Consider the following 18,552-nt stretch of genomic DNA (forward strand, 5'->3'; position numbering starts at 1 on the left):
CGCAGCCAGGCGACGAGGTGCTGGGCGGTGCCGAACGGCTCGGCGAGCAGGACGGCTCCCGGCCCGGCGGGGACGGCACGCAGGGTGCGCGCGGTGTCCGCGACGAGTCCGGGCTCCCGGCCCAGCGTCATCGGGACGACGACGGCGGGCTCGCCCCGGCGCCGGTGCGCGGCGACGTCCCGGAAGAGGGCGCGGCCGCTGGGGACGACGCTCACGTCCGGGCCGAGCAGGCCCTCCAGCGCACGGCCGTACGCGGCTTCGTGGCCGCACACGGCGATGACGCCCCCGTTCCCCGCCACGGTCAGCCGCCGATGGGGTCGTGGCACGAGACCAGCTTGGTGCCGTCCACGAAGGACGCCTCGACCTGGAGCAGGCCGAGCATCTCCCGCACACCGGGCATGGTGTCGTCCTCGCCCACCACATGGCGGCCCAGCTCCATGCAGTCCGCCACGCTCTTGCCGTCGCGTGCCGCCTCCAGGATCGCCTCGGTGATCAGCGCGACCGACTCGCTGTAGTTGAGCTTCAGGCCGCGGTCCTGGCGCTTGCGGGCCAGGTCGGCCACGACATAGACGAGCAGTTTGTCGATCTCGCGGGGTGCGAGGTTCATCGTGGATGCCTTCCTCGGGATGTACGGGGGCGGGGGTCCGGGGCCTGTCAGTCGCTGCGGCGCAGGCGCGGCAGCAGCGGCACGGCGGCCAGCAGCGTCCAGGTGGTGAGGATGAACGGCCAGGTGAAGGTGTGGCCGCCGAACGGTTTGAAGAAGGAGGTCAGGGTGGCGGTGAGGCCGGTGCTGACCATCGCGCCGAAGACCGCGTATGCCGCGGTCCAAACGGTGTTGGCCATGAAGACGGCCCCGAGGCCGATGGCGACGAGCACCGCGTTGTAGCCGTAGATGCCGTTGGCGATCAGGTCCGTCGGTGCGCCGAGCAGCCAGGCGGCGACGATTCCGGCGACGCTGCCGACGGCGGCGTAGAGCACGACGCGCAGGCCGGCCAGGGCGAGTCCGACGAGCATGATCAGTCCGACGTACCAGCTCTCGACCAGGAAGATCTGCGAGACGTTGTTGAAGAAGGCGTGCCAGAGGTCGTTCCAGGTGATCCCGGTATCGCCGCTCGTCGTGCTGGAGACGGCGGCCGGGGCGCCGTGCCAGACGCGGTCGAAGGAGGGGGCGCCGACCACCATCACGCCGGAGACCAGGCAGAACGGCGCGGTCATGGGCGACAGGTTGTACGGCGTGAGGAACGTGGCCAGGGTCGCCATGAGGATGACGCAGAGGACGGCGCCCACGACGGTCAGTACATAGGTGGCCGGGTGGTTGCCCAGCGAGGAGACGAGGGCGATGCCGGTGAGGCAGCCCGCGAACCCCTGCATGCCGAGCGCGATGCTCCCCCGGTCGACGGCCAGCACATAGGCGGCCGCCGTGGCGACCAGCGTCCCGATCGTCGCGAACAGACCGGTCTGCCAGCCCGCCACCCACAGTCCCGCGAGGATCGCGGCACCGGTGAACAGGCTCGCCTGGAAGTCGACCTGTCCGACGCCGCGCAGGGACGCCAGCAGGTAAGCGAACGGCTGGCGGCTCTCCAGCCGCCGGACGACATCCGGCTCGGCGAGGGACACGGCGGGCTCCAGCGGCTCGTCAGCGGGTACGGAACGAACACCGGGAGGCACCCGTCATATGCCATGGAGTCACACAAGAGCCCGTTTCTCGCGCCGGAGCCGTCTCCTCTAGCCCAGTCGAGTACGCCGCCGGGGCACACCGCGCACCGGCTCTTCGGTAGCGCACGGCGGTCCGTAGGTTCGCGAGATGTCCCAGAACATGCGATTGCACGACCACAGCCACCCCGACCACCACCCGGGCGTACAGCTCCCGATCGTGGCCGCCGTCGCGCTCGGCGGTGCGGCCGGGGCCGCCGCACGGTACGCGGCCGAACGCCTCTGGCCGACCGGGACGTTCTCCTTCCCCTGGACGATCCTGCTGGTCAACACGGTGGGCTGCTTCCTGATGGGCATCCTGATGGTCACCCTGAAGCTGCGCTTCCCCGGGGCTCCCCGGCTGATCAGTCCGCTGCTCGGTACCGGGGTGCTCGGCGGCTTCACGTCGTTCTCGCACTACACGGACAATGTGCGGCAGCTGTTCGAGAACCATCAGCCCGGTTACGCGACGGGCTGCCTGGTGCTGACCGTGGCGGCGGCGCTGGCCGCCGTGACGGCCGGGGCGTTCGCGGCGCACTTCGCCTTCGGCCGGTCCTACGGTGCGCGGGGCGAGGCGTCATGACCGACTGGCTGCTCGTTCTGGCCGGCGGCCTGGTGGGGGCGCCGGTGCGCTATCTGCTCGGCGTGGACGCGAAGTTCCGCCTGCACAGCGCCTTCCCGTGGGGCACCTTCGCGGCCAACGCCGGCGCGGCCCTGATCCTCGGGTTCGTCGCGGAGGCGGCGACCGACGGCGATCTGGGCACCCGGCTGAATCTGCTGCTGGCCACCGGGTTCTGCGGGGCCCTGTCGACGTGGTCGACGTTCTCGTACGAACTGCTCACCCTGAACTCGGCCCGTCGGCTTGGCCTTGCGGCGGCCTATCTCCTGCTCACGGTCGGCATCGGACTGGGCCTCTCCTTCGCCGGGGCCGCCGTGGCGCGCGCGGCGTTCTGAGGAGCGCCGGAACGCGCTGTGGCCCGCCCCCGGCGGGGGGCGGGCCACAGCGGGATGTCCGAGGAATCAGTCGATGCCGGGCAGGATGTGCGGCTCCGCGAGGTCGTCCTCGTAGCCGGCCAGGCGGATCGGCGCGGACCTGGCCCAGACCTCGATGTTCTGGAGCTTGTCGCCGCCGCGCCCCGGCTTCTGGCGCCGTTCGGCAGGCCGATCCTCTTGCTTCGTCAATTCCGGTGTCGTCACCGCGCACTCCTTCGTGTCGCGTAGCCCCGGGCGTCGCCGACGCTCCGGATCTCATTGCCGGGAATCAGCCGCCCATGCGGGGCAGGGGCAGGAACAGTTCGGTCGCGGTGGCGCCGGGTACGGGGGCGGGACGGCGACTTGGTTGACAAGCCTGTCCCAGGACGGTCGAGGAGGGTTCGTGGACTCCTCGATGACGTCCGTTCACATCAGAGTAACCAAATGAGCGCCTCCGCGCTCGATGGATCGTGTGCCGTGAGTCACTTTCGGCCACCGCGTACGGAAAAGACCCGGCCAGGAAATCATCCCCGCCGGGTCTCCGCACTCCGGGGCGACCGCCCCCGCTCCCCTACCAGTTGGCGGGGGCGTAGTCCTTCAGGAAGCATCCGTACAGCGCCTCGCCGGCCTCGCCGCGCACGATGGGGTCGTAGACCCGGGCGGCACCGTCGACCAGGTCGAGCGGGGCGTGGAAGCCCTCCTCCGCCAGCCGCATCTTGTCCGGGTGCGGGCGCTCGTCGGTGATCCAGCCGGTGTCGACGGCGGTCATCAGGATGCCGTCCTTCTCGAACATCTCCTGGGCGCTGGTACGGGTCAGCATGTTCAGCGCGGCCTTGGCCATGTTGGTGTGCGGGTGCCCCGCGCCCTTGTAACCGCGTCCGAACACGCCCTCCATCGCGGAGACGTTGACCACGTAGGAGTGCTTGGCCGCGGTCGCCGCCATGGCCGGGCGGAGCCGGCTGATCAGGATGAACGGCGCGGTGGAGTTGCAGAGCTGGACTTCCAGCAGCTCGATGGGCTCGACCTCGTCGACTGTCTGGATCCAGCTGTTGGTGTCGTGCAGGTCCGGGACGAGACCGCCCGCGTCGATCGCGGTGCCGGCGGCGATCCGGGCCGGCGAGGCCGAACCGCTGACCAGGGCCAGGTCCGTGACCTCCTGCGCGGTCAGCAGCTCCTTGCGCGCGGCGGGCAGCGCGGCGACCCGGTCCACGCTGCCGCTGCCGAAGGTCCCGATGACCTCGGCCGCGGGCAGCTCGCCGGCGGGCATCGGGCCGGACTCCGCGGCCAGCAGTTCGCTGTACGCCTGCTGGGAGCGGCGCACCGTCTGCGCCGCGTTGTTGATCAGGATGTCGAGCGGGCCCTCCGCGGCCACCGAGTCGGCGAGGGCGACGACCTGGGCCGGGTCGCGCAGGTCGATGCCGACGATCTTCAGGCGGTGGATCCACTCGTCGCTGTCCTCCATCGCCTTGAAGCGGCGGATCGCGTCGTTGGGGAAGCGCGTGGTGATCGTGGTGTGCGCCCCGTCACGGAGCAGCCGCAGCGCGATGTACATGCCGATCTTGGCACGGCCGCCGGTGAGCAGCGCCCGGCGGCCCGTCAGGTCGGTGCGCGCGTCGCGGCGGGCACGGTTCTCCCGGGCGCAGTCCTGGCAGAGCTGGTGGTAGAACGCGTCGACCTCGACGTACCGCGTCTTGCACACGTAGCAGGACCGGGGCCGCTGGAGGATGCCGGCGATCTCGCTCCTGGCGGACGACGACGGCAGGACCCCCTGGGTCTCGTCATCGATGCGCTCGGCGGAGCCGGTGGCGGTGGCCTCGGTCACCGCCTTGTCGTGCGCGGTCTTGGCGGCCCGGCGCTCCTGGCGGCGGCGCTGCTTCACGGTCCGGTAGATCCCGGCCGTGGCCCGGCGTACCGCGACGGCGTCCGGGTGGTCGACCTCGATGGTGTCGAGTTCGTCCAGCACGCTCAGGCAGACGGCGAGCCGCTCGGGGTCGATACCGGGACCGAATGCCTCGGTCGCGGCCACGATCTCGGGGCCGTCCTCTGTCACCGTCATCGCCGTTCCTCTGTGCTCGTGCCGCCGGCCTCACCGGGGGCGTGGGGCTCGGTCAAGTTTGCCATGATCCGCGAGCTGCTCCGATCGGGTGAGAACGGGGCCGGCCGGAAGACGCGTGAAAAAGTTTTGTGCCGGACGCGCATGCCCTCGCGGATCCGGGGCAGGCGGTGTGCGAAGCACTTGGCGACAAGGAGGGGCCACACATCATGGCGACCACGACGGAGCAGACCGACGGAATCCTCGGCGACGCACGCACGCTCTCCGGACGGGACGGCGCACCGCTCGGTGCGGGCACCGCGGAGCTGCCGTGGATCGAGGACACCGGGAAGGTCGCCCCCAAGGACGCCCGGGCCCTCTCGAAGATGTTCCTCGACCAGCTGCAGACGCTGGAGGAGGGCACGCACGAGTACCAGTACGCGCGCAACACCCTCATCGAGATGAATCTCTCGCTGGTGCGGTACGCCGCTTCGCGGTTCCGCAACCGCGGCGGTGACGACACCGAGGACATCATCCAGGTCGGCACCATCGGTCTGATCAAGGCCATCGACCGCTTCGACCTCTCGCGTGAGGTGGAGTTCGCCACATTCGCCGTCCCCTACATCGTCGGCGAGATCAAGCGCTTCTTCCGGGACACCACCTGGGCGGTGCACGTGCCGCGCCGGCTCCAGGAGCTGCGGGTCGATCTCGCGAAGGCGAAGGAGGCGCTGTCGGCGCGGCTGGACCGCGACCCGACGGTCGCCGAGCTCGCCGCCCACCTCGATCTGTCCGAGGAGGAGATCATCGAGGGCCTGGTCGCGGCCAACGGGTACTCCGCGGGATCGATCGACACCCCCAGCGCCGAGACGGACTCCGGCAACGAGCAGCGGTCGCTGGCCGATGTGATCGGCGAGGCCGACCCCGGCATGGAGACCGTCGAGAACCTGCACACGCTGGCGCCCCTGCTGGAGCAGCTGGACGAGCGCGAGCGCCGGATCGTCCAGATGCGGTTCGGCGAGGAGATGACGCAGGCCCAGATCGGCGCGGAGCTCGGGGTCTCGCAGATGCACGTGTCCCGGCTGCTCGCCCGCATCGTCAAGCGGCTGCGGGCGGGGATGTCCGTGGAAGCCTGAGCCCCACGGCCCCGGGCGCGCGCGCGAGCGTAACCGGACCGGGGCCGAACCACCCTCTCGAATCGGTCACACACCGGCGGAGTGTGGCCGAAGACGATGTGAACGACGCCCGGCGGCAAAGCGCCGGGCGTCGTTCACATATGCTGCGCAACACCGGCGGGTGGCCCGCTCGGTGCTAGGAGAGAGTGAAACGTGGCTGAGATGCGCGTGGGCGCCCCGGCCCGACCTCCCGTCCCAGGGATCTTCCCGGTACAGGCGGCGTCCGAGGCGGAGGTCCGCGACTCCGTATGGGACGTCAGCGGTACCATCCTGCTGGTCGAGGACGACGCGGGCGACGCCCTGCTCGTCGAGGAGATGCTCGCCGACGGTGAGCTGGACCCGACCCTGACGTGGTGCAAGACCCTGTCCGAGGCGTTGTCCTTCCTGCGGTCGCACCAGTCTCCCGTCTGCGTCCTGCTCGACCTGCACCTGCCCGACGTGCACGGCCTGCGGGCCGTCACCCAGATCGTCGAGACGTCCCCCGACGCGGCGATCGTGGTGCTCACCGGCCTGGCCGAGGCGGACGCGGGGCTCGACGCGGTGGCGACGGGCGCGCAGGACTACCTGATGAAGGGCCTGCTCGACCCGCAGACCCTCGCGCGCGCGATCCGGTACGCCCTCCAGCGCAAGCAGGTGGAGCGGGCCGCCTCGGCACTGCGCGCCAACCAGCTGATGGCTCAGGAGAACGCGCGCCTGGAACGCGGCCTGCTGCCCGTCCCCCTGCTGAACGACGACAGCTTCCAGGCCGTCGCCCGCTACGAGCCGGGCCGGGCGCACGGGCTGCTCAGCGGTGACTTCTACGACGTGGTCCAGACGTCGGACGGCACGGTGTGGGCGGTCATCGGCGACGTGTCGGGGCACGGCGCGGCGGAGGCCGCGCTCGGGGTGTGCCTGCGGGTCGCCTGGCGCACCGCCGTCCTGTGCGGCACCGACCCGCTGGAACAGCTCGCGCTCCTGGAGTCGATCCTGGTCGCCGAGCGCTCCGACCCCCATGTCTTCGCGACCGTCACCTCGCTGGCCTTCCCGCCCGGCGGCGACCGCGTCCGCGTCATCCGGGCCGGCCACCCCGGGCTGCTGCTCCGGCACGGCACGGAGGTCGACTGGGTGGAGCCCGAGGGCGGGATGGCGCTCGGGCTGCTGCCGGGCCACGGCCAGTGGTCGGTCACCGACGTGGAACTCGTGCCCGGCGCCGCCCTCGTCCTGTTCACCGACGGCCTCTTCGAGGGGCGCACCGGACCCCACAGCAGGCTGGGCGAGGAGGGACTGCTCGGGATGGCCCGGGACATGGCCCCCCTCGCCGCCCGCCCGTTCATCGACGCGTTGGTCGCGGGCGCCACCGAGGCGGCGGCCCCGTACGGGGGCCTCGCCGACGACGTCGCCGTTCTGCACCTCGGCTGGAGAAACACCCCGCATGAGCAGTGAGATACCGGACACCGCTGTACAGCCGGCCGGCAGGTGGGCACGGCTGTCCGTACAGAACTGGGTCCACCTGATCCTTGCCGCCTTCGTCCTGGTCGTCTGCGGCTGCGTGGTGGCGGGCGGCCTGGTCCTGGCCAGCATCTCGGACCGGACCACCGAGCTGGTCGACCGCATCCAGCCGGCCCGCTCCGCCTCCTTCCAGCTGCAGAACGCGCTGCTGAACCAGGAGACGGGGGTACGGGGCTTCGCACTGACCGGTGACGCCTCGTTCCTGGAGCCCTACGCCTCCGGCAAGAAGGAGGAGAAGGACCGGCTGGCCGGGGTGCGATCCGCGATGGGCGACGGCCAGCCCTACAACGGCGACCTGGACCGGATCGCCGCCGCCGCAGCGGAGTGGCGCCGGGTGCACGCCGAACCGCTGATCGCCGCTGTCCGGCGCGACGGCCCCCAGGCGCGCTCCTCCGCCAGGACCGCCGAAAGCAAGGCGGCCTTCGACGAGCTGCGGCAGTTGTACGGCACCCAGCAGGCGCACCTCGACGCCGCCCGGGACCGGGCTCGGGACCAGCTGGACGACGCCCGCCACACCCGGGACCGGGTCCTCGCCGCCCTGCTGATCGTCTTCGCGCTCTGCGTGATCGCCCTCAGCGTGCTGCTCCGGCGCACCGTGGGGCGGCCCCTCAGCGCGCTCGCCGAGGCGTCCCGGCGGGTCCGCACCAGCAGCTTCCGCCGGCAGCGGATCGAGGTGCGCGGGCCCGCCGACGTACGGGCGGTGGCCGCCGCGGTCGAGGAGATGCGGGGCAGGCTGGTGGCCGAGCTCGACGCCGTGCAGGAGCGGGAGGACGTACTGGCGCAGCAGGCCGTGGAGCTGCGGAGGTCCAACTCGGAGCTGGAGCAGTTCGCGTACGTGGCCTCGCACGACCTCCAGGAGCCACTGCGCAAGGTCGCCTCGTTCTGCCAGCTGCTGGACAAGCGGTACGGGAACGAGCTGGACGGCCGCGGCAAGCAGTACATCGACTTCGCGGTCGACGGTGCCAAGCGCATGCAGGTGCTCATCAACGATCTGCTGACCTTCTCCCGGGTCGGACGGGTCCACGACAGCTGGACTCCCGTGGAGCTCGACCGGTCCCTGGACCGGGCGCTCACCAACCTGGCGCTGGTGATCGAGGAGTCGGGGACCACGGTCGTCCGCGAGAACCCGCTTCCGTCGGTCACCGGCGACCCCACGACGCTCGCGATGATCTGGCAGAACCTGATCGGGAACGCCGTGAAGTTCCGCCGCCCCGACGAGCCGTGCGTGATCACGGTCGGGTGTGAGCGGGAGGAGGACGACTGGCACTTCACGGTCGCCGACAACGGGATCGGGATCGCGCCGGAGTTCGCGGAGAAGGTCTTCGTCATCTTCCAGCGCCTGCACGGCCGTGACGAGTACGACGGGACCGGCATCGGCCTCGCCCTGTGCCGCAAGATCATCGAGTTCCACGGGGGCAGGATCTGGCTCGATCCCGATTCCCGTGAGGGGGCGCGGATCCACTTCTCGCTGCCCGCCGACCCCGACCCCGCGCCCGCGGAGCCGGACGACACCGCCCTGCCCGCCGAGACTTCCGGAGAGACCACGTGAACACCCCCGTAGAGCCCATCGAGGTCCTGCTGGTCGAGGACGACCCGGGCGACGAGCTGATGACCCGTGAGGCGTTCGAGGACAACAAGATCCGCAACACGCTGCACGTGGTCCGCGACGGCGAAGAGGCGCTCGACTTCCTCTACTGCCGCGGCGCGCACACCGAGGCCCCGCGGCCGGATCTGATCCTGCTCGACCTGAACCTGCCGAAGTACGACGGCCGCCAGGTGCTGGAGCGGATCAAGCAGGACCCGGAGCTCGCGCTGATCCCCGTCGTCGTGCTCACGACCTCCTCCGCCGAGGAGGACATCCTGCGCAGTTACAAACTGCACGCCAACGCCTATGTCACCAAGCCGGTCGACCTGGACCAGTTCATCGCGGCCGTCCGGCAGATCGATGACTTCTTCGTCACCGTGGTGCGGCTTCCCGGCCGCGCGTCATAATCACTGACAACGCAGGGGAGTGGGATCTCCCGACGTGGGTACACGATCACAAGAAAGAGGTCTGCGACCTCCCCGCTGCGCCCTGGCTGGAGCACATGAACGAACAGGCGATCTCCCCGGCGGACGACTCCCCCAGGAGCTGTCCGCCCACGGAGGCTTTGCACAGCGCCGAAGTGTTCGACGGCGAGCCGGGGTGCATCTCCCAGGCGCGGGCACTGGCAGACCGCTTTCTCGGCAGGCTGGTGTCCGAGTGGATGGCCGTGCTCGGCACGCACACCCGTAACGACCTGATGCTGGCCGTCAGCGAGCTCGTCACCAACGCGGAGCGCTACAGCCACGGCCCGTATCTGCTGGAGCTGGAAGGCACGGCGGAGCGGATCAGCATCACGGTGTACGACAGCAGCAGCGCGCTGCCCGTCTTTTACGCCCCCGACCCGAGCCGCCTGGGCGGCCACGGCATGGAGATCGTGGTGGCCCTGTGCGACCGCGTCACGGCCGAGCGGGTGCCGGTCGGCAAGCGGATCCGGGCCGAGTTCACACTGAGCAGCTGAGCCGGCCGGGGGCGCCGGGCCGGCCGGGGTTCAGCCCCTGGCGCCGGGCCGGCCGAACCAGTCGATGCACATGACCAGGGCGTCGTCGAGCGTGTCCGAAGCCCGGTGTTCCGCCAGTTCACGCAGGACCGCGCCGGGGACGGCGGCCGCCGGCAGCAGCCGGGTGGCGAGGACCGCCCTGGGCAGGCCGCGTTCCGCGAACATCTCGCCGAGCGGGGACACCGCGTCGTAGACCCCGTCGCTGACGAGCAGCAACCGGTCGCCGGGGCGCACCTGGAGGTGCTGGACGGCGTACTGCGACTCCTCGAACATCCCCAGCGGCAGCTGGGCGTCCAGCGCGACCCGGGTGACCGTGCGGCCGCGCAGGCGCCACAGCTGCGGGGAACCCGCGTCCACCGCCTCGACCGATCCCGTGGGCAGGTCGAAGCGGAGCAGCAGGGTGGATACGTGGGCGGCGCCGCGGTGCTGCTCGTAGAGGGCCTGGTCGGCCAGGGCCGCCTGGTCCGCGATGCCGATGCCCGCCCGTCTGGCGTTGCGCAGCGCGTTGACGGCGAGGTTGGTGAGGAGGGAGGCGCGGATGCCCTCCCCCATGCCGTTGGTCACCGCGACGCTGAGCTGGTCGCCCTCCGCCGCCCAGTCGAAGTTGTCGCCGTGGATGGCGTAGGCCGGTTCGAGCTGGGCGCCTATGGCGTACTCGGCGGTGGCGAACGACCTGGCCGGAAGCAGCTGCCACTGCATCTCGGCGGCGAGGGTGAGGCGCGTGGCGCGCCGGGCCCGCTGGTAGTGGTCGGTGTCCCGTTCGGCGACGACGATCTCGTGGCCGAGGAGGTCCGCCACATGGGCGAGGTCGTCCGTGATCTGCGGGGTGGCGTGCGTGGAGGGCAGCCGGACGGTGAGGATGCCGAGGCGTTCGCCCCGGACGGTGACCGGGAAGTGGTGGTCGGCCGCGTCGTCGGGGCCGGTGCGGCCCTGGTGCGGGCGCTGGCTGCCGAAGGCGCGGCCCTGGGGGCTGTTGTTCAGGGAAAGCGGCTGGCCGGCTCCGTCGCCGGCGTCGACCGGGTTGAGCACGGTCATACCGTAATCCGCGAGGAGCAGCTGCACCGAGAGGGCGCCGTACGACTTCGCGAGGACCTCGCGCACCGTCTCCACCAGGGCATACGGCGGCGCCGCGCGGAGCGCTCGTTCGATGTGCGTGGGGGCATTCACGCTGCTTCGCCCATTCTTCGGTGGGTGGTGGGGGCGGAGCGAGGCTGACAGGAGCACGCTACGGGTGACAGAGTGGAAGAATGCCCCACCGTACCGGCCTCCCTCACCGCCCTGAACAGGTGTCCGAGGACGTCTGTGCCGCGTCCGAGCTTCTGGAGGTGTTGTGGGGTCGTGGTCAGGAGGCCGCAGCCCGGGGTGCGGTCTCCCCCTCCCAGCTTCGCGCGCTCCTCGTCATCGAGCAGCAGGAAGGGAGCAACCTGCGCTCGCTCGGCGAGGCGCTCGGCTCGCGGGCGCCGTCGGTGAGCCGGCTGTGCGACCGGATGGAGGCCATGGGACTGGTCCAGCGGGACCCGAGCCCGACGAGCCGCCGGGAGGTCGAGCTCAGGCTGACCCTCCAGGGGCGGGAGCTGCTGGAGGAGTACCGGGCGATCCGCACGCGGGAGCTGACCGCCGTGCTGGAGCGTATGCAGCCCTCCGAGGTGGCCGCTCTGGCCGCGGGGCTGACCGCGTTCCGCTCGGCGGCATCGCAGCGGCTCACCGGTGCGCGGAGTACCGCCGCCCGGCTTCGCGACGATGTCGCGGACAGCGCCTAGCTTCATGCACGCCCCTGCTTCCGCGTTCCGAAGGCGCCGCTCGGACGGGCGCTCACGTTGATCGTTCGGTACAGATTGTTGCCCCACGAAGAATGTTGTCAAATGGCAACTGTTAATTTTATCGTTGAGCATTCCCGCCGCGAGCAGGGACGGAGCAGAATCGAACTGCCCGTCCGATCGCGGCGTTACCCCCGCCGCCCAGTGCAACACGAGGTGAACGTGCTTCCACCGCCCAGTGCCGGCCGAGCCATGCAGATCGTCCCACGGCACGAACGTGGTGCGTTGGTGCTCGCGATAACCGGTGACCTCGACATCGACAACGTGGCGCCCCTGGGCGCCGCGCTGGAGAACGCGTCGCGGGAGGGTGCCGGGCCGGTCGTCGTCGACCTCTCGGACGTGAGTTTCGCCGACTCCACGACGGTGAACGTGCTGCTGCAGGGACAGACGGCTCTCGGTCCCCGGCTGCGGCTCGCCGCACCCTCGGTCTTCATGGAGCGTCTGATCTCAGTTCTGGGGCTCGACAGCGCGGTCCCGGTCTTCCCGAGCGTCGCCGAGGCGATCGACCCGCCGCTTCCCGCATAGCGAAGAGGCAAACACCGAGCGCCCTTCTCCCCGCCGACGGGGAGAAGGGCGCTCGGTTGTGCGGCCGCCCGGTCAGTTCAGGGCGGGCGGGGCGTCCTCGGGCGAGGTGCCCCACGCCGACGGCTCGTCGCCCACCGTGAAGGAGAGCGAGCGGGCCGAGCGGATGTCGTCCGTGGTCAGGTACGTGCGCGACTGCCGCGCGCCGTCCAGTCCGGCGGACTGGATGTAGCGGTCGGCGTCCGAGGTGCCGGGGGCCCTGACGGTCAGCGCGCCGTGCGGGTAGTAGCGCCGGTCGAGCTTGATGTCGACGCGTTCGAACGCGGGCGTGGACAGGCCCCAGGTGTCGGTGCCCGGCTGGACCGGGAAGACGCCGATGGACGAGAGCACCATCCAGGCCGACATCGTGCCGAGGTCGTCGTTGCCGGTCATGCCGGTCGGACCGTTGGTGAAGAGCGTCAGGGCCGCGTGGACCACATCGGTCGTCTTCCACGGCTGGCCGGTGGAGAGGTAGGTGTACGGGGCGATGAGGTCGGGCTCGTTCTGCGGGTTGTACTTGTCGGCGTTGTAGTACGAGTACGGGCCGTTCACCCACACCTCGCGGGCGGTCTTCGCCGGGTCGGCGAGGAGCTCGTCGTACGCGAAGAACGAGTCGAGCCGCTGGTTGGCGGCGTCCTTCCCGCCGATGAGGCCGACCATGCCGGGGATGTCCTGCGGAACCATCCACTGGTACTGCCAGGAGGTGCCCTCGTGGAAGCCCTCGCTCTCGGCCGGGTCGGCGGGGCCGGTGAACGCGCCGGCGGCGTCGCGGGCGCGGAAGAAGCCGGTGGAGGGGTCGAAGATCTGCCGGTAGTTCTGGGCGCGGGCCTCGTAGCGTGCCGCGTCGGCCCGGTGGCCGAGGTCGCGGGCCATTTCGGCGAGCATGCCGTCGGCGAGGGCGTACTCCAGGGTCGCGGAGGCGCCGTGGTCGAAGTCGGAATCCCCGGGCTTCGCGTGCGGCCTGCCCTTGATGTACGGGGCGAAGCCGTCCTTCAGGTACTGGGCGTTGGCCTCGCGGCCCACGGGCGCGGAGTCGGTGGGCGGCACCCCGTCCGCGTTCTTCTTGAGGGCGCGGTACGCCTCCTCCTCGTACCCCTTCAGGAGTCCCTGCTGGTAGGCGTTGGTGAGGAAGGGCGTGACCGGGTCGCCGGTCATGATGTTGGTCTCGACCGTGCCGTAGCCCCACTTGGGCAACCAGCCGCTCTCCGCGTCGATGCGCAGGACGGATATGGCCATGTCACGGGATTCGTGCGGGGCGAGCAGCGAGAGCAGCTGGGCCTGGGTGCGGTAGGTGTCCCAGAGCGACCAGTTCTGGTAGTACGTGAAGCCTTCGGCCTTGTGCTTCTTCTGGTCCCAGCCGGTGTAGCGGCCGTCCACGTCGCTGCCCACGTTGGGCGCGAGGAAGGACCGGTAGAGGGAGGAGTAGAAGGTGCGGCGCAGTTCTTCTCCGCCGCCCTGGGCCCTGACGCCCTCCAGGCGGTCCTCCCAGGTGCGTTCGGCGGCGCGCAGGACGTGGTCGAAGGTGTGGCCGCCCTCGGCGCGGAGGTTGAGCGCGGCGCCCCTGGCATCGACGTAGCTGAGGGCCGTGGTGGCCTCGACGGTGCGGTCCTCGGTGGTGTCGAACCGCAGCCAGGCGCCGTTGCGGGCATCGGTCGCCTCGGACTTCTTCGCCCCGGTGACGGTGTCGCCCTTCCAGGTGCCGGATGCGGTGAAGGGGCGGTCGAAGCGGGTGACCGTGTAGACCGTGTACGGCTTGGTGTCCTGGCAGAAGCCGCTGCCCGTGATGGCCGTCCGGACGGTGCGGCTGTCCAGGATCTCCACGTCGGAGGCGAGCGTCCGGTGCAGCGACTGGCCCGCGTTGAGCAGGACGTTGGCCTTGTCGGTGGCCGGGAAGGTGTAGCGCTGGACGCCGGTGCGCCGCGTGGCGCTCAGCTCGGCCTCGATGCCGTTCTTCAGCCCGACCCTGTAGTAGCCGGGGCTCGCCTTCTCGTCGTCGTGGCTGAACTCCGCCGCGTACTTCGCGTAGTCGGTCTCGGTGACGTCGCCGGTGGTGGGCAGCGTCGGCAGGTCGCCACCGAGGCCGCAGCCGACGCCCGAGAGGTGGACGGAGGAGAAGCCGCGGATGTGGTTCTCGCCGTAGTCGTAACCGGTGTTGTGGCCGGTGTCCGGCGAGAGCTGCACCATGCCGAAGGGCACGGAGGCGCCGGGGTAGGTGTTGCCCTCGTTCTGGGTGCCGATGAACGGATTGACCAGATCGGTCAGCCGGCCGTCGCTCCGGGGGGCGGCCTCGGCCGTGGCCCCGGGGAGGAGGACACCGCCCAGGAGCGCGGCGGCGGCGAGTACGGCCGCCGGGCCGCGTAGTCCCGGCCGTGGGGTCCGATGCATGGGGAGACTCCTTAGGACAACGTTGTCAGAGCGCGATCATTCTTGGATTCAGTCGTGACCGCGTCAAGGGGTCGGACGGATACGCCGCGTGTCGGTCCCGTGAAGGCGGCCGCCCCGGAAGATCCTTCTGACGTCCGCCGCGGGGAGGACTACCGTCGGGAGGAGGACACCCGGACCACTGCCGTACTACCAGAGCAGTACGCCGGATCGCCGCCTCAGGGACGACGACGCGGCGGCTGCAAAAGGGGATCGTGGTGTACATGAGCTCCCTTGCGCTGTCCGTGCTCCTGTCACTGGTCTCCGCGGTCGCCTACGCGGCCGGGGCGATCGTCCAGGAGCGCGTGGCCACCGCCTCCGACGGCCGCTCCTTCGCACCGCTGCGCGACCGGGTCTGGTGGGCGGCCGTCGTCCTCAACGGGCTGGGAGCCGTGCTGCACGTCGTGGCGCTGGCGTACGGCCCGCTGAGCCTCGTGCAGCCGCTGGGAGCGCTCACGATCGTCTTCGCGCTGCCGATGGCCGCGCTGTTCGTACGCCGCAGGGCCGGTGCCACGGCCTGGCGCGGCGCGGTCATGGCGACGGTGGGCCTGGCCGGGCTGCTCGCGCTGACCGGCAGCTCCGACGCGCACGGTCTGGGAGCCCCGCAGCAGCTGATGCTGGCCGTGGTGACCTTCGGCGCGGTGGCCGTGCTGATCCTGGTCTCGCGGGCGATGCGCCGGCCGGTGATGCGGAGTGTGGTGCTGGCCGGTGCGGCGGGCGTGGCGTTCGGGATCGCGTCGGTGTACACGAAGACCGTGGCCATGGAGTGGACGGCGGGCGCCGTGAAGTCCGGGCTGCTGCCGCTGCTGGTGATCGCGGCGCTGGCGGGCTCCGGCCTGCTGCTGTCCCAGGCCGCCTACCGGGGCGCGGGGCTGACGGCTCCGCTGGCCACGGTCACCGTGGTGAATCCGGTGGTGGCCGCGGCGGTGGGTATCACGCTGTTCGGCGAGCAGTTCCGGCACGGGGTCGCGGGCACGGTACTGGCCCTGGTGTGCGGGGCGGTCGCGGCCGGCGGGCTGATCATGCTGACCACGGAACGGATGAGCGCGGAGCGGTCGGCCCCGGAGGCAGTGGCGGCCCGGGCCGCCGGAGACGCGGCCGAGCCCGCGGATTTCGCCGAGCCCGCCGGGCCGCCGGCCTCGACGGGCATCCTGACGCGCACGGAGCAGCCGGTTCCGGCCGCCGCCGGTCCAGGGGCGGCGGGACCGCGGACCCCTCCCCCGGCGCTTCCCGAGCGGATGCCGCTGGAGGGCCTGGTCGGCCGGGTCGAGTTCGGCCCTCCCCCGGGCGCCGGACGCCGCCGGACGGGCGGGAAGGCCGGTGACGGGGGCGTTCAGACCCTGACGCCGCCCGCCCTGAGGTAGGCGAGCGGGTCGATGTCGGAGCCGTAGTCGGGGCCGGTCCGGACCTCGAAGTGCAGGTGCGGCCCCGTGACGTTGCCGGTGGCGCCGGAGCGGGCGATCCGCTGGCCGCCGCCGACGTGCTGCCCGCCGCGCACGAGCAGCGAGGACAGGTGCGCGTACTGGCTGTACTTGCCGTCGCCGTGCCGGATCACGACCTGGTAGCCGTACGGCCCCGCCCAGCCCGCCGACACGACGGTGCCGGCCGCCATCGCCTTCACGGACGTGCCGGTGGGGACGGGGAAGTCGACGCCCGTGTGGTAGCCGCTGGACCAGGAACCGGCCTGGTGGTAGGGGGTGCCGGTGCGGGCCGCGACGGGGGCGGTGAGCCCGCTGTGCTTCCGCGCCTGCTCCGTCTTGTGCGTCTGGGTCTTCTTCGGCTGCGGCTGGGTCTGCTGCTTCCGCTGCGGCTCGGGTTTCGGTGCGGGTCTCGGCGCCGCCTTCGTCGTCGCCTTGGGCGCGGTCCTGGGGGCGGCCTTCGGTCCGGCCTTGGCCGCTGTCCTCGGCGCCGTCTCCGGTTCGGCCTTCGTCGCCGTCCTCGGCGTCGTCTTCGTGGCCGTCCCGGGCGTTCCGGTCAGGGCCAGGCGCTGGCCGGGGAAGATGAGGTCCGGGTCTTCGCCGACGACCGTGCGGTTCGCCGCGTAGAGCCGCTGCCAGCCGCCCTGGAGGTGCTGGTCGGACGCGATCCCGGAGAGCGAGTCGCCGGGCGTCACGGTGTACGACTCACGCTTGCCCGGCACGGTGGTCGGCGTGGCCGCGGACGTGGTCCGCTGGGTCTGCGCGGGGTGGGACGGCCCCGACGCGGTGCCGGGCTTCTCCGGGGTCGGGACGCTCGCCGTGCGCTCGCTCTGCGGGCTGACGTCGGGCGTGGTGCCGCCCCGGGCCAGGCCCGCCTTTCCGGAGCACACCGGCCAGGCGCCGGGCCCCTGGCCCTCCAGGACCTTCTCCGCGATGGCGATCTGCTGGTCCCGGGTCGCGAGGTCGGCGCGCGCCGCGTAGACCGTGCCGCCGTACGCCGCCCAGGTGGAGCGGGTGAACTGGAGTCCGCCGAAGTAGCCGTTGCCGCTGTTGATGTGCCAGTTGCCGGTGGACTCGCAGGCGGCGACCTTCTCCCAGACGTCCGCCGAAGCGGCACCCGCCGAAGCGGCCGTCAGAAGCGGGAGGGCGAGACCGGCCCCTCCTGCCGTGACGGTGAGCGAAGCCCGGTTGATGCGGCTCGGCTGGTATCTGCGGTGCCGTCCGTTCGCGGCCATGACTTGGCTCCCCCACTGGCTGTAGGACACGTCGCAAGCGGTCAACTTATGTGCAAACAGCGGGTGATGACAAGACCACGGTACGTTTCGGCCACCGTCCGCCCCGGACGCCTCCCCCTGGGCCCGACCGCTTCCGCCGGTCCGCCCCGGACCCCATTGACACGGTCGACGGCGACCGGGGACGCTGGGCGCGACAGCCGGGAGAGCGCTCTCCAACAGCCGTGGGAGCGCGGTGCACGAAGGAGCATGGCCGCATGACGGACGAAGAGACCGAACCGCTGCTCGACAAGCTGGACGCGGCACAGAAGGTCCGTCTGCTCACCGGTGCCAGCACCTGGCGCACGCACGCCGAACCGGCCGCCGGACTGCGCGCGCTCACCCTCTCCGACGGACCGGCCGGCGTCCGGGGCGGGACCTGGGACGAACGCGAGACCTCGCTCGTGCTCCCCTCCCCCACCGCGCTCGCCGCCTCCTGGGACGAACGGCTGCTGACGGACCTCGGCGCGCTGCTCGCCTCCGAGGCGAGACGCAAGGGCGTCGACGTGCTCCTGGCCCCCACCCTCAACCTGCACCGCTCCCCGCTGGGCGGCCGGCACTTCGAGTGCTTCTCCGAGGACCCGCTGCTCACCGGCCGCACCGGCGCGGCGCTCATCCGGGGCATCCAGTCCGGCGGAGTGGCCGCCACCGCGAAACACTTCGTCGGCAACGACGCCGAGACGGACCGGCTGACCGTCGATGTCCGCATGGACGAACGCACCCTGCACGAGGTGTATCTCGCCCCGTTCGAGGAAGCCGTCGCGGCCGGGGTCTGGGCCGTCATGTCCGCGTACAACAAGGTCGACGGCGTCACCATGTCCGCCTCGCCGCTCCTGGCGCGCCCGCTCAAGGACGCCTGGGGCTTCGACGGCCTCGTGGTCTCCGACTGGGGAGGCGTGCGCACCCTCCTCGACGCCGCCCGCTCCGGCCAGGACCTGGCGATGCCGGGCCCGGACGGCCCCTGGGCGTCCGGTCTGCTCGCGGCGCTCGAAGGGGGCCTGGTCCCCGCCGGTACCGTGGACGACAAGGTACGCAGGCTGCTGCGGCTGGCCCGCCGGGTGGGCGCGCTCGAAGCGGACCGCCCGGCGCACGGAACGGCCGGGCCCGGCCGCCCGGCTCACCGCCC

General features: G+C 71.5%; 18 protein-coding genes and 1 pseudogene. 11 read left to right on the top strand and 8 right to left on the bottom strand.

The features are described 5' to 3' along the window. From G3I41_RS25025 to G3I41_RS25035, 3 genes and pseudogenes are all read right to left on the bottom strand, one after another. A pseudogene (locus G3I41_RS25025) lies at window positions 1–299 on the bottom strand (cobalamin biosynthesis protein CbiX); the annotation flags it as partial. A 2-nt stretch (window positions 300–301) separates the two neighbouring features. After that, on the bottom strand, window positions 302–607 hold the full coding sequence (locus tag G3I41_RS25030) for an urease subunit gamma (RefSeq protein ID WP_164402631.1): 306 nt from the start codon (window positions 605–607) through the stop codon (window positions 302–304). A 47-nt stretch (window positions 608–654) separates the two neighbouring features. After that, entirely contained in the window at window positions 655–1,617 is a 963-nt protein-coding gene (locus G3I41_RS25035; RefSeq protein WP_164402632.1) for an urea transporter, read from the bottom strand. 187 nt (window positions 1,618–1,804) lie between these two features. Between G3I41_RS25035 and G3I41_RS25040 the strand changes: the two genes are divergently transcribed. Then, entirely contained in the window at window positions 1,805–2,275 is a 471-nt protein-coding gene (locus tag G3I41_RS25040; protein ID WP_164402633.1) for a CrcB family protein, read from the top strand. Further along, entirely contained in the window at window positions 2,272–2,646 is a 375-nt protein-coding gene (locus G3I41_RS25045) for a CrcB family protein (protein WP_164402634.1), read from the top strand. The genes G3I41_RS25040 and G3I41_RS25045 overlap by 4 nt, the downstream gene beginning before the upstream one ends. 66 nt (window positions 2,647–2,712) lie before the next feature. Here the strand turns inward: G3I41_RS25045 and G3I41_RS25050 are convergent, their stop codons facing one another. Both G3I41_RS25050 and G3I41_RS25055 read right to left on the bottom strand, forming a co-directional pair. Continuing rightward, the gene (locus G3I41_RS25050; protein WP_164402630.1) at window positions 2,713–2,889 is read right to left on the bottom strand and encodes a hypothetical protein; all 177 of its coding nucleotides are present in this window, start codon (window positions 2,887–2,889) and stop codon (window positions 2,713–2,715) included. Window positions 2,890–3,235: 346 nt separating this feature from the next. After that, a complete protein-coding gene (locus tag G3I41_RS25055; RefSeq protein WP_164402635.1) occupies window positions 3,236–4,720 on the bottom strand; it encodes an SDR family NAD(P)-dependent oxidoreductase in 1,485 nt (494 codons plus the stop codon). A gap of 206 nt (window positions 4,721–4,926) precedes the next feature. Here G3I41_RS25055 and G3I41_RS25060 point away from each other — a divergent pair, with 206 nt between their 5' ends. The 5 genes from G3I41_RS25060 to G3I41_RS25080 all read left to right on the top strand — a co-directional run bounded on the left by G3I41_RS25060 (window position 4,927) and on the right by G3I41_RS25080 (window position 9,899). Next, window positions 4,927–5,829, top strand: coding sequence for an RNA polymerase sigma factor SigF (locus tag G3I41_RS25060; protein ID WP_164402636.1), 903 nt, complete (start codon window positions 4,927–4,929; stop codon window positions 5,827–5,829). Between the two features lie 201 nt (window positions 5,830–6,030). Then, window positions 6,031–7,290 (top strand): SpoIIE family protein phosphatase, encoded by a 1,260-nt coding sequence (locus G3I41_RS25065; RefSeq protein WP_164402646.1) that lies wholly within the window; start codon window positions 6,031–6,033, stop codon window positions 7,288–7,290. Further along, entirely contained in the window at window positions 7,280–8,905 is a 1,626-nt protein-coding gene (locus G3I41_RS25070; protein WP_164402637.1) for a sensor histidine kinase, read from the top strand. The genes G3I41_RS25065 and G3I41_RS25070 overlap by 11 nt, the downstream gene beginning before the upstream one ends. After that, window positions 8,902–9,348, top strand: a complete 447-nt coding sequence (locus G3I41_RS25075; RefSeq protein ID WP_164402638.1) for a response regulator — start codon at window positions 8,902–8,904, stop codon at window positions 9,346–9,348. Before G3I41_RS25070 ends, G3I41_RS25075 begins: the two co-directional genes overlap by 4 nt. Window positions 9,349–9,443: 95 nt before the next feature. After that, window positions 9,444–9,899 carry an ATP-binding protein gene (locus G3I41_RS25080; protein WP_164402639.1) on the top strand — a complete coding sequence of 152 codons (456 nt, stop codon included), beginning with the start codon at window positions 9,444–9,446 and terminating at the stop codon, window positions 9,897–9,899. A 30-nt stretch (window positions 9,900–9,929) separates the two neighbouring features. On the opposite strand, the gene G3I41_RS25085 is transcribed toward G3I41_RS25080, so the two are convergent. Next, the gene (locus tag G3I41_RS25085; protein ID WP_343242223.1) at window positions 9,930–11,105 is read right to left on the bottom strand and encodes a PP2C family protein-serine/threonine phosphatase; all 1,176 of its coding nucleotides are present in this window, start codon (window positions 11,103–11,105) and stop codon (window positions 9,930–9,932) included. Between the two features lie 80 nt (window positions 11,106–11,185). Between G3I41_RS25085 and G3I41_RS25090 the strand changes: the two genes are divergently transcribed. Beyond that, window positions 11,186–11,698, top strand: a complete 513-nt coding sequence (locus tag G3I41_RS25090) for a MarR family transcriptional regulator (RefSeq protein ID WP_164402640.1) — start codon at window positions 11,186–11,188, stop codon at window positions 11,696–11,698. 249 nt (window positions 11,699–11,947) lie between these two features. Next, window positions 11,948–12,280 carry an STAS domain-containing protein gene (locus G3I41_RS25095; RefSeq protein ID WP_164402641.1) on the top strand — a complete coding sequence of 111 codons (333 nt, stop codon included), beginning with the start codon at window positions 11,948–11,950 and terminating at the stop codon, window positions 12,278–12,280. 72 nt (window positions 12,281–12,352) lie between these two features. Here the strand turns inward: G3I41_RS25095 and G3I41_RS25100 are convergent, their stop codons facing one another. Beyond that, window positions 12,353–14,701, bottom strand: a complete 2,349-nt coding sequence (locus G3I41_RS25100; protein ID WP_164402642.1) for a GH92 family glycosyl hydrolase — start codon at window positions 14,699–14,701, stop codon at window positions 12,353–12,355. Between the two features lie 251 nt (window positions 14,702–14,952). Here G3I41_RS25100 and G3I41_RS25105 point away from each other — a divergent pair, with 251 nt between their 5' ends. Further along, window positions 14,953–16,101, top strand: a complete 1,149-nt coding sequence (locus G3I41_RS25105; RefSeq protein WP_164402643.1) for a DMT family transporter — start codon at window positions 14,953–14,955, stop codon at window positions 16,099–16,101. Here G3I41_RS25105 and G3I41_RS25110 read toward each other — a convergent pair. Then, a complete protein-coding gene (locus G3I41_RS25110) occupies window positions 16,071–17,390 on the bottom strand; it encodes a transglycosylase family protein (protein WP_164402644.1) in 1,320 nt (439 codons plus the stop codon). The two genes, G3I41_RS25105 and G3I41_RS25110, sit on opposite strands and share 31 nt — an antisense overlap. Before the next feature lie 254 nt (window positions 17,391–17,644). Between G3I41_RS25110 and G3I41_RS25115 the strand changes: the two genes are divergently transcribed. After that, window positions 17,645–18,552, top strand: a 908-nt coding sequence (locus G3I41_RS25115; protein ID WP_164402645.1) for a glycoside hydrolase family 3 protein, incomplete at its 3' end; no start/stop codon positions are given.

The sequence above is a fragment of the Streptomyces sp. SID9727 genome (genome assembly GCF_010550605.1).
Classification (GTDB): domain Bacteria; phylum Actinomycetota; class Actinomycetes; order Streptomycetales; family Streptomycetaceae; genus Streptomyces.